The sequence below is a fragment of the Reinekea thalattae genome (assembly GCF_008041945.1).
Classification (GTDB): domain Bacteria; phylum Pseudomonadota; class Gammaproteobacteria; order Pseudomonadales; family Natronospirillaceae; genus Reinekea; species Reinekea thalattae.
In genome coordinates this window covers 174,180-187,070 of record NZ_VKAD01000003.1, presented here as the reverse complement: position 1 = coordinate 187,070, position 12,891 = coordinate 174,180, and the positions used below count along the sequence as shown (strand labels likewise).

At 46.6% G+C, this 12,891-nt stretch carries 25 protein-coding genes; 1 reads left to right on the top strand and 24 read right to left on the bottom strand.

The genetic code is table 11. The annotated features are described in order from the left end of the window. Positions 1–13 precede the first annotated feature (13 nt). The 24 genes from rpsM to rpsJ all read right to left on the bottom strand — a co-directional run bounded on the left by rpsM (position 14) and on the right by rpsJ (position 11,147). Positions 14–370: a 30S ribosomal protein S13 gene (gene rpsM, locus FME95_RS13185; protein WP_147714965.1), complete on the bottom strand. Its 357-nt coding sequence runs from the start codon at positions 368–370 to the stop codon at positions 14–16. A gap of 130 nt (positions 371–500) precedes the next feature. Then, on the bottom strand, positions 501–617 hold the full coding sequence (gene rpmJ, locus FME95_RS13180; RefSeq protein WP_147714964.1) for a 50S ribosomal protein L36: 117 nt from the start codon (positions 615–617) through the stop codon (positions 501–503). 19 nt (positions 618–636) lie between these two features. After that, entirely contained in the window at positions 637–1,959 is a 1,323-nt protein-coding gene (gene secY, locus FME95_RS13175) for a preprotein translocase subunit SecY (protein ID WP_147714963.1), read from the bottom strand. A 6-nt stretch (positions 1,960–1,965) separates the two neighbouring features. Further along, positions 1,966–2,400, bottom strand: a complete 435-nt coding sequence (gene rplO / locus FME95_RS13170; protein WP_147714962.1) for a 50S ribosomal protein L15 — start codon at positions 2,398–2,400, stop codon at positions 1,966–1,968. A 4-nt stretch (positions 2,401–2,404) separates the two neighbouring features. Next, entirely contained in the window at positions 2,405–2,590 is a 186-nt protein-coding gene (rpmD, locus tag FME95_RS13165) for a 50S ribosomal protein L30 (protein ID WP_147714961.1), read from the bottom strand. Positions 2,591–2,596: 6 nt separating this feature from the next. Continuing rightward, positions 2,597–3,103: a 30S ribosomal protein S5 gene (rpsE, locus tag FME95_RS13160; protein WP_147714960.1), complete on the bottom strand. Its 507-nt coding sequence runs from the start codon at positions 3,101–3,103 to the stop codon at positions 2,597–2,599. A gap of 10 nt (positions 3,104–3,113) precedes the next feature. Next, positions 3,114–3,464, bottom strand: a complete 351-nt coding sequence (gene rplR / locus FME95_RS13155) for a 50S ribosomal protein L18 (protein ID WP_147714959.1) — start codon at positions 3,462–3,464, stop codon at positions 3,114–3,116. Between the two features lie 11 nt (positions 3,465–3,475). Further along, positions 3,476–4,009: a 50S ribosomal protein L6 gene (gene rplF / locus FME95_RS13150; RefSeq protein ID WP_147714958.1), complete on the bottom strand. Its 534-nt coding sequence runs from the start codon at positions 4,007–4,009 to the stop codon at positions 3,476–3,478. A 14-nt stretch (positions 4,010–4,023) separates the two neighbouring features. Beyond that, positions 4,024–4,416: a 30S ribosomal protein S8 gene (gene rpsH / locus FME95_RS13145; protein WP_147714957.1), complete on the bottom strand. Its 393-nt coding sequence runs from the start codon at positions 4,414–4,416 to the stop codon at positions 4,024–4,026. A gap of 71 nt (positions 4,417–4,487) precedes the next feature. Further along, positions 4,488–4,793 (bottom strand): 30S ribosomal protein S14, encoded by a 306-nt coding sequence (rpsN, locus tag FME95_RS13140; protein ID WP_147714956.1) that lies wholly within the window; start codon positions 4,791–4,793, stop codon positions 4,488–4,490. Between the two features lie 12 nt (positions 4,794–4,805). After that, complete coding sequence (rplE, locus tag FME95_RS13135; RefSeq protein WP_147714955.1) at positions 4,806–5,345, bottom strand: 50S ribosomal protein L5; 540 nt, start codon at positions 5,343–5,345, stop codon at positions 4,806–4,808. An 11-nt stretch (positions 5,346–5,356) separates the two neighbouring features. Then, a complete protein-coding gene (gene rplX, locus FME95_RS13130) occupies positions 5,357–5,686 on the bottom strand; it encodes a 50S ribosomal protein L24 (protein WP_147714954.1) in 330 nt (109 codons plus the stop codon). Between the two features lie 51 nt (positions 5,687–5,737). Continuing rightward, entirely contained in the window at positions 5,738–6,106 is a 369-nt protein-coding gene (gene rplN / locus FME95_RS13125) for a 50S ribosomal protein L14 (protein ID WP_147714953.1), read from the bottom strand. Positions 6,107–6,122: 16 nt separating this feature from the next. Next, entirely contained in the window at positions 6,123–6,383 is a 261-nt protein-coding gene (gene rpsQ / locus FME95_RS13120) for a 30S ribosomal protein S17 (protein WP_147714952.1), read from the bottom strand. Position 6,384: 1 nt separating this feature from the next. Beyond that, on the bottom strand, positions 6,385–6,576 hold the full coding sequence (gene rpmC, locus FME95_RS13115) for a 50S ribosomal protein L29 (protein ID WP_147714951.1): 192 nt from the start codon (positions 6,574–6,576) through the stop codon (positions 6,385–6,387). Continuing rightward, positions 6,576–6,989, bottom strand: coding sequence for a 50S ribosomal protein L16 (rplP, locus tag FME95_RS13110; RefSeq protein ID WP_147714950.1), 414 nt, complete (start codon positions 6,987–6,989; stop codon positions 6,576–6,578). The genes rpmC and rplP overlap by 1 nt, the downstream gene beginning before the upstream one ends. 11 nt (positions 6,990–7,000) lie before the next feature. Next, complete coding sequence (gene rpsC / locus FME95_RS13105; protein WP_147714949.1) at positions 7,001–7,687, bottom strand: 30S ribosomal protein S3; 687 nt, start codon at positions 7,685–7,687, stop codon at positions 7,001–7,003. Between the two features lie 14 nt (positions 7,688–7,701). Beyond that, complete coding sequence (gene rplV, locus FME95_RS13100) at positions 7,702–8,037, bottom strand: 50S ribosomal protein L22 (protein WP_147714948.1); 336 nt, start codon at positions 8,035–8,037, stop codon at positions 7,702–7,704. A gap of 12 nt (positions 8,038–8,049) precedes the next feature. Continuing rightward, positions 8,050–8,325: a 30S ribosomal protein S19 gene (gene rpsS, locus FME95_RS13095; RefSeq protein ID WP_132703083.1), complete on the bottom strand. Its 276-nt coding sequence runs from the start codon at positions 8,323–8,325 to the stop codon at positions 8,050–8,052. A gap of 21 nt (positions 8,326–8,346) precedes the next feature. Then, positions 8,347–9,171 carry a 50S ribosomal protein L2 gene (rplB, locus tag FME95_RS13090; RefSeq protein ID WP_147714947.1) on the bottom strand — a complete coding sequence of 275 codons (825 nt, stop codon included), beginning with the start codon at positions 9,169–9,171 and terminating at the stop codon, positions 8,347–8,349. A gap of 17 nt (positions 9,172–9,188) precedes the next feature. After that, positions 9,189–9,485 carry a 50S ribosomal protein L23 gene (gene rplW, locus FME95_RS13085; protein WP_147714946.1) on the bottom strand — a complete coding sequence of 99 codons (297 nt, stop codon included), beginning with the start codon at positions 9,483–9,485 and terminating at the stop codon, positions 9,189–9,191. Then, the gene (gene rplD / locus FME95_RS13080) at positions 9,482–10,087 is read right to left on the bottom strand and encodes a 50S ribosomal protein L4 (RefSeq protein ID WP_147714945.1); all 606 of its coding nucleotides are present in this window, start codon (positions 10,085–10,087) and stop codon (positions 9,482–9,484) included. The genes rplW and rplD overlap by 4 nt, the downstream gene beginning before the upstream one ends. Before the next feature lie 9 nt (positions 10,088–10,096). Then, positions 10,097–10,729 (bottom strand): 50S ribosomal protein L3, encoded by a 633-nt coding sequence (gene rplC, locus FME95_RS13075; protein WP_147714944.1) that lies wholly within the window; start codon positions 10,727–10,729, stop codon positions 10,097–10,099. A gap of 106 nt (positions 10,730–10,835) precedes the next feature. Further along, the gene (rpsJ, locus tag FME95_RS13070; RefSeq protein ID WP_147714943.1) at positions 10,836–11,147 is read right to left on the bottom strand and encodes a 30S ribosomal protein S10; all 312 of its coding nucleotides are present in this window, start codon (positions 11,145–11,147) and stop codon (positions 10,836–10,838) included. Positions 11,148–11,430: 283 nt separating this feature from the next. Here rpsJ and cls point away from each other — a divergent pair, with 283 nt between their 5' ends. Further along, positions 11,431–12,876, top strand: coding sequence for a cardiolipin synthase (gene cls / locus FME95_RS13065; protein ID WP_147714942.1), 1,446 nt, complete (start codon positions 11,431–11,433; stop codon positions 12,874–12,876). Positions 12,877–12,891: the final 15 nt, after the last annotated feature.

Sequence of the window (12,891 nt, the reverse complement as noted above, 5' to 3'; positions counted from 1 at the left end):
ATGCAATTCAAACTTAACGTTTGATCGGCTTTTTAGGACCTTTACGGGTGCGTGCGTTATTCTTCGTATTCTGACCTCGAACAGGCAGATTACGACGGTGACGAATACCACGGTTACATCCCAAATCCATCAAGCGCTTAATATTCATCTGTACGTCACGGCGTAGATCACCTTCAACAGTGAAATTTCCGACTTCAGCGCGAATCTCATCTAGCTTAGCTTCGTCGAGACTCGATACTTTAGTTGTTGGATCAATACCAACAGACTGACAGATTGCATTAGCACGGGTGCGACCAATACCAAAGATATAGGTCAGGGAAATCACCGCATGCTTATTGTCAGGTATATTGACGCCTGCTATACGGGCCATTCAACTTACTCCGTCTATAATAAGATCGATAAGCGACATGCCTATCGATATGCTTACATGCCCCCAAAACGAGGGCGCGAAAGAATAGCGCTTGCGACTGCTAAAAGCAAGCACTACTCCGATTATAAAGTTAACCTTGACGTTGCTTATGCTTAGGATCAGAAGAACAGATCACACGCACAGATCCGTTTCTACGGATAACCTTACAGCTACGGCAGATTTTCTTCACAGATGCACGTACTTTCATGTTTAACTCCAATTACCGGTTAAAAAAGATTACCGGAAGATTTTAAATTCGACTTTTTCATCAGAGAGGAATACTGATGTGACATTAAATGACTCTGCACTTGCGCCATAAAGTCCATGACAACTACAACTACGATTAGCAACGAGGTTCCACCGAGATAGAACGGCACGTTCGCCGCAACAACGAGACCCTGAGGCAACAGCGAAACCGCTGTAATGTATAGCGCGCCGAAGAACGTCAAACGAGCTGATACACCGTCGATATAGCGAGAGGTTTGTTCACCTGGACGAATCCCTGGAATAAACGCACCTGAACGCTTTAGGTTCTCTGAAACTTCTTTCGGGTTAAAAGTAACCGCAGTGTAGAAGTAGCAGAAGAACACAACCGCCGCCGCAAACAACACGAGGTATAAAGGCTGGTTAGGACCCAGCAAGATTGCTAAGTCTTGCAACCACGCCATACCTTCTCTCTGGCCAAACCAGTTTCCTAGCGATGCAGGGAATAGAAGGATACTTGAGGCAAAAATTGGCGGAATTACACCGGCCATGTTCACCTTAAGTGGCAAGTGACTGCTTTGAGCCTGAAAAACCTTACGACCCTGTTGTCGTTTGGCATAGTTAATAGTAATACGTCGCTGACCGCGTTCGATAAAGACAACAAACGCCACTACTGCTACGGCAAAAAGACCGACAAGTAGTAAGGCGATAGCGCTTATCTCACCTAGTCGTGCAGACTCGAAACTTTGTCCGATCGCACCTGGTAAGCCTGCGACGATACCAGCAAAGATAATCAAGGAAATACCGTTACCAATACCCCGCTCTGTAATCTGCTCACCGAGCCACATCAAAAACATGGTACCGGTTGTAAATGTAACAACAGAGACGAAGTAGAAGCTAAAGCTAGCTGCAAAAGCAATACCTTGGCTGGCAAGACCGGCCGAGATCGCTAAAGACTGAACAATGGCTAATACCAAAGTTAAATAGCGGGTGTATTGAGACATCTTACGACGCCCTGCTTCACCATCTTTTTTCAACTGTTCTAGCTGCGGACTAACAACGGTTAAAAGCTGCATGATAATAGAAGCACTGATATACGGCATAATGCCCAATGCAAAAATACTCATACGCTCAAGAGAACCACCAGAAAACATATTGATCATGCTTAAAATGGTATCTTGGTTACGCTCAAACAACGCTGCCAACTGGTCCGGGTTAATACCAGGAACTGGGATGTGTGCACCGATTCGATAAACTAGCAATGCCAGCAATACGAAACGTAGGCGAGCCCAAAGCTCGCCTAGCGCACCACCACCGATTCCTGAAGGTAATCCTTGATTGGTCATTAGTGGTTATTCCTCTACCTTGCCGCCTGCCGCTTCAATTGCAGCTTTAGCGCCTTTGGTAACTTTTAAGCCTTTAACGGTAACCGCTGATTTGATCTCACCAGAAAGAATAACGCGTGCACGTTGAATCTTTTCACCGATGATGTCCGCTTTCTTAAGCGCTTCAAGATCAACTGTATCGCCTTCAACTAGCGCTAATTCGTTCAAACGAATTTCTGCAACCAATGCTGCTTTACGCGAGTTAAAACCAAACTTAGGCAAACGACGCTGCAAAGGCATTTGACCGCCTTCGAAGCCTGGCTTAACGGAACCACCAGAGCGAGACTTCAAACCCTTGTGTCCGCGACCACCGGTTTTACCTAAGCCTGAGCCGATACCACGACCGACACGCTTAGCTGAAGACTTAGCGCCTTCCGCTGGGCTGATAGTATTTAAAAACATTTCGTTACTCCTCAATAACACGAACTAGATAGTTCACTTTATTGATCATACCGCGAACCGCGGGCGTATCTTCGAGTTCACGAACCTGATTGATCTTTGACAGACCTAAACCTTTTACCGATAAACGGTGCTTAGGTTGGCAGCCAATTGGGCTACGAACTAATTGAACTTTTACTGTTTTCTTAGCCATGGTTATTTACCCCAGAATATTTTCAACAGACAGGCCACGCTTCGCAGCGATCTCATCTGGTGAACGCATCATGGATAAACCCTTAACCGTTGCACGAACAACGTTCGCTGGGTTTGTAGAGCCATAACACTTAGCAAGAATATTATGTACACCTGCAACTTCCAGAACAGCACGCATCGCACCGCCTGCAATTACACCAGTACCTTCTGATGCCGGTTGCATGTATACCTTTGAACCACCGTGACGAGCGCTTACAGGGTACTGTAATGTGCCATCAACGATATTAACTTCGACAATGTTTCTGCGTGCAGAATCCATCGCCTTCTGGATAGCAACAGGAACTTCTTTCGCTTTACCGCGACCGAAGCCAACTTTACCGTTGCCATCACCTACAACTGTTAAGGCTGTGAAGCCGAAAATACGACCACCCTTAACAACTTTTGCTACTCGGTTAACCTGAACTAACTTTTCTTGCAGATCACCGCCAGCTTGAACTTGATCATTATTCGCCATCATTCACACCTTAGAATTTCAGGCCGCCTTCACGGGCCGCGTCTGCCAAAGACTTAATACGACCATGGTATTTAAAACCAGATCGATCAAAAGCCACCTGTTCGATACCTGCTGCTTTAGCGCGCTCTGCAATAAGAGCACCTACTTTAGCGGCAGCATCAGCATTACTAGTTGCACCTTTACGCAGCGATTCGTCCAATGTCGATGCATTGGCGATAACTTCGCTGCCATTCGGCGCGATGATTTGCGCATAAATATGCTGGTTTGTACGGTTTACACACAAACGATGCATACGCAAATCGCGTATTTTTACGCGGCTGCGAAGAGCACGGCGTAAACGGGAAATTTTCTTTTCGCTCATAACCTATGCCCTTACTTCTTCTTAGCTTCTTTACGACGAACGTATTCGTCAGCGTAACGTACACCCTTGCCTTTATATGGCTCTGGCGGACGGAATGCGCGGATTTCTGCGGCAACCTGACCTAGCAACTGCTTATCAGCACTTTTCAGTACGATCTCAGTGTTGCTTGGCGTTTCTGCGGAAACACCCTCTGGCAAGTCATAATCCACTGGATGTGAAAAGCCAAGAGTTAGATTGACGGACTTGCCCGCTGCTTTTGCACGGTAACCAACACCGTTAAGTACCAGTTTCTTTTCGAAACCTTGTGATACGCCAACAACCATGTTGTTAACAAGCGCGCGCATAGTACCAGACATCGCATGAGCAATTTTGCCACCGTCACGCGGGACAAAAGTAAGAGCTTCACCTTCTTGTTTAATTTCAACAGAAGGGTGCTGAGCCTGAGTTAAACTTGCCTTACCGGCTTTAACTGTAATAGCTGAACTATCCAGTTTTACTTCAACACCAGAAGGAATAGTCACAGGAGATTTTGCTATTCGAGACATGCTAAATTAACTCCTTAGAAGACTTCACAAAGCACTTCACCACCAATTGCTGCAGCTCGGGCTGCGCGATCAGTCATGACGCCTTTAGAAGTGGAAATAATAGCAATGCCCAAACCGCCTGATACACTAGGCAGATCCTGTGCGCCACGGTATTGACGTAAACCAGGACGGGAAATTCGCTTAATCGATTCGATTACCGGCTTGCCTTCGAAATACTTCAGCTCGATAGTCATAACTTTCTTAACATCACCTTCGACGTTAAAACCAGCTACATAACCTTCGGCTTTCAATACTTCAGCAACTGCAACCTTCTGCTTAGAAGAAGGAAGTGCAACTGCAGCATGACCGGAACGCTGTGCATTACGAATACGTGTGAACATATCCGCAAGCGTGTCTTGCATACTCATTGAATATAACCTCTATTATCAGCTAAAACGCGGTAGCCGGAGCGTTATTGCTCCGGCCCTGGCCGTTTTGCTTACCAACTTGCTTTTTTAAGCCCCGGAACATTGCCTAACATGGCTTGTTCACGAAGTATGTTACGAGATAGACCAAACTTACGGTAAACCGCGTGTGGACGACCCGTCACTTGACAACGGCGCTGCATTCTAACAGGACTTGCGTCTTTTGGAAGCTTTTGCAACGCTATTTGTGCTTCCCATACATCTTCGTCAGAAGAAGCTGGGTTTTTGATAATTGCTTTTAACTTCGCTCGCTTCTCAGCAAACTTAGCAACTAGCTTGGCACGCTTAGCTTCGCGAGCCTTCATACTCTCTTTAGCCATGAACCTTACCCCTTAGCTTTTGAATGGGAAGGACAACGCTTTCAATAGAGCGCGGCCTTCGTCATTGGTGCGAGCAGTTGTAGTGATGGTAATGTCCATACCACGCAACTTATCCACTTTATCGTATTCGATCTCTGGGAAGATGATCTGCTCTTTAACACCCATGCTGTAGTTACCACGCCCATCGAATGACTTAGGGTTAATACCGCGGAAGTCACGTACACGAGGTAAAGAAATGTCAACCAAACGATCCAAGAATTCCCACATACGTTCTTTACGTAGTGTTACCTTGGCACCAATCGGCCAACCTTCACGAACTTTAAAGCCTGCAACAGATTTACGAGCCTTGGTCACAACAACTTTTTGACCAGAGATCGCTTCTAAATCTTTAACAGCACTTTCCAATTGCTTTTTGTCGCCTAACGCTTCACCGACACCCATGTTCAAAGTTACTTTGGTGACGCGTGGCACTTCCATGACGTTTGCGTAACCGAACTCTTTTAAAAGCGCGGGCACAACATCAGCTTTGTATAGATCTTTAAGTCTAGACATAGTCGTATCCCTTATTCACCGATAACTTTGTTAGTGGATTTGAAGATGCGAACCTTAGTTCCGTCTTCATTCGTCTTGAAGCCAACACGGTCACCTTTATTAGTTTCCGGGTTGAAGATAGCAACATTAGAAACTGCAATTGGAGCTTCTTTTTCAATGATGCCGCCCACGACTTGCGCCTGTGGGTTTGGCTTCTGGTGTTTTTTAATCATATTGACACCAGACACTAAAAACTTGTCGCCTTTCTTAGCGTCAAAAATTACCGAAGTAATTTTGCCGCGCTTACCTTTATCCTTGCCAGCGATAACTACAACTTCATCGCCTTTAATTAACTTACGCATTATTTGTCTCCACTTCCTGCTTCCGTCTCATACGAAAGCCCCGTAAGGGGCTTAAAGTACTTCCGGTGCCAGGGAAATGATTTTCATGAATTTTTCAGTACGTAGTTCACGAGTAACAGGACCGAAGATACGAGTACCTACCGGAGCGTTAGACGCGTTCAACAATACTGCTGAGTTCGTATCGAAACGAATGATAGAACCATCCGGACGACGAACACCTTTTTTAGTGCGAACAACAACTGCGTTCATCACTTGACCTTTCTTAACTTTGCCGCGAGGAATTGCTTCTTTCACGGAAACTTTAATCAGGTCGCCAATGTGAGCATAACGACGGTGTGAACCACCCAAGACCTTAATACACTGGACTCGTTTGGCACCGCTGTTGTCTGCTACATCCAATACGGATTCTGTTTGGATCATCTCTCAAACTCCCGAATTAAACGCGGACTGCGCGTTCGTCGATACTTACCAACCGCCAGGTCTTAGACTTGGACATCGGACGGCACTCTTCGACAGTCACAGTATCACCCAAACCACAGTCATTATTTTCATCATGAGCGTGGATCTTGGTTGAACGCTTAACGAATTTCCCATAAATAGGATGCTTCACTTTGCGCTCAAGCAATACTGTGATTGTCTTGTCAGCTTTATCGCTGACGACTTGACCAGTTACGGTACGAGTTGTTTTCTCAGACATATCAAGCACCTGCTTTCTCGTTTAGTACAGTTTTAACACGAGCAATGTCCTTGCGGACTTGCGGAAGCAAATGCGTCTGAGTCATCTGACCCGTCGCCTTTTGCATGCGATATTTGAATTGATCGCGTAGCAAGTCCAGCAGAGTGGTGTTCAACTCGTCTACAGATTTTTCACGAAGATCTTTAGCGTTCATCACATCACCTGTCGCTTAACGAAAGTGGTAGCTACTGGAATCTTCGCAGCAGCTAAGCGGAATGCTTCGCGTGCGATCTCTTCGTCAACACCTTCCATTTCGTATAAAACCTTGCCTGGCTGAACCTGGCAAACCCAGTATTCAACATTACCTTTACCTTTACCCTGACGAACCTCTAGAGGCTTACGAGTAATCGGCTTGTCCGGGAATACACGGATCCAAATTTTACCACCACGCTTAACGTGACGGGTCATTGCACGACGTGCTGCCTCGATCTGGCGAGCCGTAATACGACCGCGACCGGTGGCTTTTAGCGCGTATTCACCGAAGCTAACTTTACTTCCGCGTTCTGCCAGACCACGATTGCGGCCTTTCATCATCTTGCGGAATTTTGTACGTTTTGGCTGTAACATCTACGTACCCCTTATCGCTTCTGGTTTTTCTTAGGAGCTGCTTTAGCTTGGGCACGAACTTGTTCGATACCACCTAAAACTTCACCTTTGAAAATCCAAACTTTTACACCGATAACACCATAAGTGGTGTTCGCTTCTGCAGTCGCGTAATCGATATCGGCACGTAGTGTGTGCAACGGAACTCGACCTTCTAAGTACCATTCAGAACGAGCAATTTCTGCACCGCCTAAACGACCACTTACTTCAACACGAATACCTTCAGCACCTGAACGCATTGCATTTTGCATCGCGCGCTTCATAGCACGACGGAACATAACGCGACGCTCTAGCTGACCTGCAATAGACTGAGCAACTAACTTGCCGTCTAAATCAGGCTTACGAATCTCTTCGATGTTGATGTGGACAGGAATACCCATCATCTTCGTCAAATCTTGACGAAGAACTTCCACATCTTCACCTTTCTTACCGATCACAATACCTGGGCGAGCGGTATGAATAGAGATTTTTGCGTTCTGCGCAGGACGTTCAATAACAATCTTGCTTACAGAGGCTTTCTCTAGTTTCTTTTCTAGATAGCTACGAACTTCGATGTCGTTCAATAGCTTATCTGAATAAGTATCTGAACCTGCATACCAGACCGAATTATGGTCTTTAGTGATGCCGAGTCGGATACCAGTCGGATGAACCTTTTGACCCATTTGATTGACTCCTCTTAATTCTGCTCGGCAACTTTGACCGTAATGTGGCTCGTACGTTTTAAGATACGATCCGCACGACCTTTCGCACGTGGGCGAATACGTTTCATTGTCATGCCTTCATCTACGAATACAGTCGACACAGTTAACTCGTCGATATCAGCACCGTTGTTATGCTCAGCGTTAGCAATGGCAGACTCTAAAACCTTCTTGAAAAGGTCAGCACCTTTTTTCGGGCTAAAAGTCAAAATATCCAAAGCTTCAGCGACCGCCTTACCACGGATAAGATCCGCAATTAGACGACCCTTCTGAGCAGACAGACGCGCACCGCGCAATACAGCTTGTGTTTCCATCTCATCTACTCCTTAACGCTTCGCTTTTTTATCCGCAGCATGACCCTTGTAAGTACGAGTTAATGCAAACTCGCCCAACTTGTGTCCAACCATATCTTCGGTTACAAACACAGGCACATGTTGACGGCCATTATGGACTGCAAAGGTCAACCCAACAAAATCTGGGAAGATTGTGGAGCGACGCGACCAAGTTTTAATTGGACGCTTTTCGCCTGCTTCCAGTGCAGCCTCTACCTTTTTCATCAAGTGCAGGTCAACAAATGGACCTTTCTTAAGTGAACGTGGCACAGCCTTTTCCTCTTAATTCAATTATTTAGAGCGACGACGAACGATATACTTGTCCGTGCGCTTGTTTTTACGAGTCTTGTAACCTTTTGTAGGCACACCCCAAGGTGTAACAGGGTGACGACCACCAGAGGTACGACCTTCACCACCACCATGTGGGTGATCTACCGGGTTCATTGCAACACCACGAACTGTTGGACGAACACCACGCCAACGAGTTGCACCGGCTTTACCTAACTGGCGTAAGCTGTGCTCGGAGTTACTAACTTCACCGAGAGTTGCACGACAATCTGACAACACTTTGCGCATTTCGCCTGAACGAAGACGCAAGGTTGCGTAAGAGCCTTCACGTGCAACCAATTGAATTGATGTACCGGCTGAACGAGCCAGCTGACCACCCTTACCAGGCTTCAATTCAACGTTGTGTACAACCGAACCTACAGGAATGCTACGTAACGGCATGCTGTTACCAATTTTAATTGGTGCATGTTCGCCAGAGATAATTTTATCTCCTGCTTTTAGACCGTTTGGCGCGAGAACGTAACGACGCTCACCGTCCAAGTAACAAACCAACGCAATGTGCGCAGAACGGTTTGGATCGTATTCAAGACGCTCAACTTTCGCTTCAACACCGTCTTTGTTGCGTTTGAAATCAACAACACGGTAATGGTGCTTATGACCACCACCAATGTGACGAGTTGTAATGCGACCGTTGTTGTTACGACCACCAGTTTTAGACTTTTTCTCAACTAACGCAGCATGAGGAGCACCTTTGTGTAACTCAGCATTAACTACTTTAGTTAGGTGACGACGTCCTGCTGACGTCGGTTTTGCTTTGACAATTGCCATTGCTCGACACCCCTACCTTATTCTGCCGCCAGGAAATCAATTTCCTGACCTGCTGCTAGACGAACGTAAGCCTTTTTAACGTCGTTACGCTTACCCATACCGCGCTGAGTGCGCTTGGTTTTACCCTTCTGGATAAGTGTGCGAACGGATTCCACTTTAACGTCAAACAATTGCTCAACAGCCTTACGAATTTCAGGCTTAGTGGCATCGTTTGCTACGCGGAATACATATTGGCTGTTATCTTCAGCTACGATAGTCGCTTTTTCAGAGATGTGCGGTCCGAAAACGACCTGATAGATGCGTTCCTGATTCATGCGAACACCTCCTGTAGTTTTTCAATCGCAGCAACAGTTACCACTACTTTTTCGTAAGCAACAAGATTCACTGGGTTAACACCAGCAACATCGCTAACTTCTACGTGTGGTACGTTACGTGCCGAAAGATAAAGATTTTGATCAACCTCATCCGCAACAATCAAAGCATTAGAGACATTGAAATCTTTCATTTTTGCCAAGAAAGCCTTAGTTTTTGGTTGATCGAACTTAAGATCTTCAACCACAACCAAACGCTCCTGACGAACTAGCTCAGACAAAATAGATTTCATCGCACCGCGATACATCTTTTTGTTTACTTTCTGAGTCCAGTTTTGTTGAGAGCGAGCAAAAGTATGACCACCGCCAACCCAGATAGGTGAACGAATAGTACCTGCACGAGCACGGCCCGTACCCTTTTGACGCCATGGCTTAGCACCGCCACCAGCAACCGCAGAACGGTTTTTAGTCGCAACAGAACCCTGTCGCGCGCCCGCCAAATAAGCGGTCACTACCTGGTGCACTAAAGCTTCATTATATTCTTTACCAAAGGTTGCATCGTTTAATTCAACCTTTGACTTAGCGTTTGCAACTTGAATATCCATTGCTACCCCTTAGCCTTTAACTGCTGGTTGAACAAAAACGTGTGAACCAGTTGCGCCCGGAACACCACCTTTAATAAGTAACAAGTTACGTTCTGCATCAACACGTACGACTTCAACAGATTGAACCGTCTTACGCTCTGCACCCATGTGACCTGCCATTTTCTTACCTTTCCAGACACGACCAGGCGTCTGACACTGACCGATAGAACCGGGAGCGCGGTGAGAAAGCGAGTTACCATGAGTTGCATCTTGCATGTGAAAGTTGTGGCGCTTAATGCCACCAGCGAAACCTTTACCCTTGGAGGTACCGATCACATCAACTTTCTGACCCGCTTCAAATAAGGCTACAGTAAGCTCTTTACCTGCTTCAAACTCTGAAACATCCGCTACTCTAAACTCACGAGTCAACGTACCCATTTCAACATTAGCTTTTGCAAAGTGACCTGCCTCTGCTTTGCTAACGTGATTAGCACGCTTTTTACCAGCGGTTAGCTGGACGGCAGAATAACCATCGGCATCTTCAGTTTTAACCTGAGAAATGCGATTTGGCTCTACCTCGACAACCGTTACAGGTATTGAACTACCTTGCTCGGTAAAAACCCGAGTCATACCTGCTTTACGGCCAATTAAACCAATTGACATTTTTAACATCCTCTATGTACGGGGCTAAAACCCGCTATGGCCGCCCCAACTTTCATCAGGGCCGTTACAGTAGAGATTTCTACTTTTTACTACTTCTCAATTCGCATTAGCCAAGACTAATTTGAATATCCACACCTGCTGCCAAGTCCAACTTACGCAGTGCATCGACTGTCTTTTCAGTTGGCTCAACAATATCTAGCATGCGCTTGTGAGTACGAATTTCGTACTGATCACGGGCATCCTTATTCACGTGCGGAGAGATCAGCACAGTGAAGCGTTCTTTTCGTGTAGGCAGTGGAATCGGACCACGCACCTGCGCGCCTGTACGCTTCGCCGTGTCGACAATTTCTTGAGTCGACACATCGATCAATCGATGATCGAATGCTTTCAAGCGAATTCTGATCTTTTGGTTCTGCATGTGACCAAAGCTCCAAGATTGTTAAACAGCGTTAAGACCCTCAAATTTGAGGGAGGCGTATTGTATTTATCTGGTGCAACCCTGTCAATCACTAGTTTCCGTGGGAAAACAGACTTAAAAACAACAACTTAAATCCATTAGCCTGTCAGAAATTACAATTCGTTACATAATTCACAAATAACTCGACTAAGCACTCGACCAATGGCGCACCAAAAACCGCTCGCTATCACCTGCAAGTGAAAATCGATACACTGATGCAAATACTTCAAATAATGTAACCCTTATGAACTGGCAATGGTTGGTCAGCATAGGTCTCTGGCTTTATGCCGCGGCCTTAATCGCACTGACACTGCGTATCCTTATGAAGCGCCGCCCAGTTGGCGTTTCACTCGCATGGCTGTTATTTCTTTATATTATTCCTGTCGGCGGAATATTCGCTTACCTGTTACTCGGTGAACGCTACCTTGGCCATTTAAGAGCCAAACGCGCTGACGAGCTGTTCAGCTATTATTCGCATTGGCTTGAACATATCTTACTGGAACAACAAAACCTCTCGCCCGCCCGTCCTGTGCTGCGCCCAGTGATGGAATTGACCCGCGGCAGCCTAGGCATGCCAATCATTGTCGGCAGTCGCTGGTCACTGCACTGCGAAGCCAGTGATGTCTTCGAGCGACTGATTAAAGATATCGATCAAGCACAGCACAGCATTTTCATGGAGTTTTATATCGTCGAAGCTGAAGGCGCGCTATTGCCAGTACTCACAGCGCTGCAGCATGCTAGTCGACGCGGTGTTGATGTCTACATGATGCTCGACAGTGTCGGCTCGAATCGGTTTTTGCACTCTAAACATGCTAAACAACTTATCGCGGCAAGGGTGCAACTGGTCGACGCTCTGCATGCCAACCTATTGCGCATGGCCTTTCGCCGACAGGACATACGCCAACATCGCAAACTGGTGTCTATCGACAACAGCATTGCTTACACCGGCTCGATGAATCTTGCCGATCCTAGCTACTTTAAAACGCAATCTGGTGTTGGGCCTTGGGTCGATATGATGGTCAGGCTTGAGGGCGACATCGCCAAAGTTATCCAGGGGACGTTAATCTTTGATTGGGAAATGGAGACCGGCAAACGCCTAGAAAAACACCTGCAAGCGCCAGAATTCAAAGCCGTCAAAGACGATAACCTCATGCAACTGTTACCAAGCGGGCCTGCGCTGGATGACGAAGTGCTGTTGCAAGTGCTGCTTACCGGCATTCACAACGCCCGAGAGTCGGTCATGATTACGACGCCTTACTTTGTGCCGGATGAAGCATTACTGCAAGCACTTAAGTCGGCGGCAAAAAGAGGCCTAGACGTTACCATCATAGTGCCGGCAAAAAACGACAGTCGACTAGCCGATTACGCTGGTCGTTCGTTTTATCTCGAGTTACTGCAAGCCGGTGTCAGACTGCTGCTGTTTAAGGACGGCTTGCTGCATACCAAAACCGTCATTGTTGATCGACACCTGGTGCTGATCGGCTCGGTCAATCTCGACATGCGCTCCATCTGGCTAAACTTTGAAGCGACCCTGATTGTTGATGACGAGGATTTCTCTGCTGAAGTGCTGAGTCAAATCGAGCAATACCGCGAGCGCTCCGACCACCTAACGATAGGCCAATGGCAAAAACGACCGCGCTATCAGCGACTACTCGAAAACCTAATTCAGTTAGCCAGCCCTCTGCTTTAGCCAACTGATAAACAG

What these genes read in the sequence shown, in the direction of transcription:
- rplN (WP_147714953.1), bottom strand. Translation starts at nt 6,106, where the DNA reads ATGATCCAAACAGAATCCGTATTGGATGTAGCAGACAACAGCGGTGCC.
- rplC (WP_147714944.1), bottom strand. Translation starts at nt 10,729, where the DNA reads ATGTCAATTGGTTTAATTGGCCGTAAAGCAGGTATGACTCGGGTTTTT.
- rpmJ (WP_147714964.1), bottom strand. Translation starts at nt 617, where the DNA reads ATGAAAGTACGTGCATCTGTGAAGAAAATCTGCCGTAGCTGTAAGGTT.
- rplD (WP_147714945.1), bottom strand. Translation starts at nt 10,087, where the DNA reads ATGGATATTCAAGTTGCAAACGCTAAGTCAAAGGTTGAATTAAACGAT.
- rplO (WP_147714962.1), bottom strand. Translation starts at nt 2,400, where the DNA reads ATGTTTTTAAATACTATCAGCCCAGCGGAAGGCGCTAAGTCTTCAGCT.
- rpsM (WP_147714965.1), bottom strand. Translation starts at nt 370, where the DNA reads ATGGCCCGTATAGCAGGCGTCAATATACCTGACAATAAGCATGCGGTG.
- secY (WP_147714963.1), bottom strand. Translation starts at nt 1,959, where the DNA reads ATGACCAATCAAGGATTACCTTCAGGAATCGGTGGTGGTGCGCTAGGC.
- rpmD (WP_147714961.1), bottom strand. Translation starts at nt 2,590, where the DNA reads ATGGCTAAGAAAACAGTAAAAGTTCAATTAGTTCGTAGCCCAATTGGC.
- rplR (WP_147714959.1), bottom strand. Translation starts at nt 3,464, where the DNA reads ATGAGCGAAAAGAAAATTTCCCGTTTACGCCGTGCTCTTCGCAGCCGC.
- rplB (WP_147714947.1), bottom strand. Translation starts at nt 9,171, where the DNA reads ATGGCAATTGTCAAAGCAAAACCGACGTCAGCAGGACGTCGTCACCTA.
- rpsJ (WP_147714943.1), bottom strand. Translation starts at nt 11,147, where the DNA reads ATGCAGAACCAAAAGATCAGAATTCGCTTGAAAGCATTCGATCATCGA.
- rplE (WP_147714955.1), bottom strand. Translation starts at nt 5,345, where the DNA reads ATGTCTAGACTTAAAGATCTATACAAAGCTGATGTTGTGCCCGCGCTT.
- rpsH (WP_147714957.1), bottom strand. Translation starts at nt 4,416, where the DNA reads ATGAGTATGCAAGACACGCTTGCGGATATGTTCACACGTATTCGTAAT.
- rpsE (WP_147714960.1), bottom strand. Translation starts at nt 3,103, where the DNA reads ATGGCGAATAATGATCAAGTTCAAGCTGGCGGTGATCTGCAAGAAAAG.
- rplP (WP_147714950.1), bottom strand. Translation starts at nt 6,989, where the DNA reads ATGTTACAGCCAAAACGTACAAAATTCCGCAAGATGATGAAAGGCCGC.
- rplW (WP_147714946.1), bottom strand. Translation starts at nt 9,485, where the DNA reads ATGAATCAGGAACGCATCTATCAGGTCGTTTTCGGACCGCACATCTCT.
- rplV (WP_147714948.1), bottom strand. Translation starts at nt 8,037, where the DNA reads ATGGAAACACAAGCTGTATTGCGCGGTGCGCGTCTGTCTGCTCAGAAG.
- rpsQ (WP_147714952.1), bottom strand. Translation starts at nt 6,383, where the DNA reads ATGTCTGAGAAAACAACTCGTACCGTAACTGGTCAAGTCGTCAGCGAT.
- rpsC (WP_147714949.1), bottom strand. Translation starts at nt 7,687, where the DNA reads ATGGGTCAAAAGGTTCATCCGACTGGTATCCGACTCGGCATCACTAAA.
- cls (WP_147714942.1), top strand. Translation starts at nt 11,431, where the DNA reads ATGAACTGGCAATGGTTGGTCAGCATAGGTCTCTGGCTTTATGCCGCG.
- rpmC (WP_147714951.1), bottom strand. Translation starts at nt 6,576, where the DNA reads ATGAACGCTAAAGATCTTCGTGAAAAATCTGTAGACGAGTTGAACACC.
- rplX (WP_147714954.1), bottom strand. Translation starts at nt 5,686, where the DNA reads ATGCGTAAGTTAATTAAAGGCGATGAAGTTGTAGTTATCGCTGGCAAG.
- rpsN (WP_147714956.1), bottom strand. Translation starts at nt 4,793, where the DNA reads ATGGCTAAAGAGAGTATGAAGGCTCGCGAAGCTAAGCGTGCCAAGCTA.
- rplF (WP_147714958.1), bottom strand. Translation starts at nt 4,009, where the DNA reads ATGTCTCGAATAGCAAAATCTCCTGTGACTATTCCTTCTGGTGTTGAA.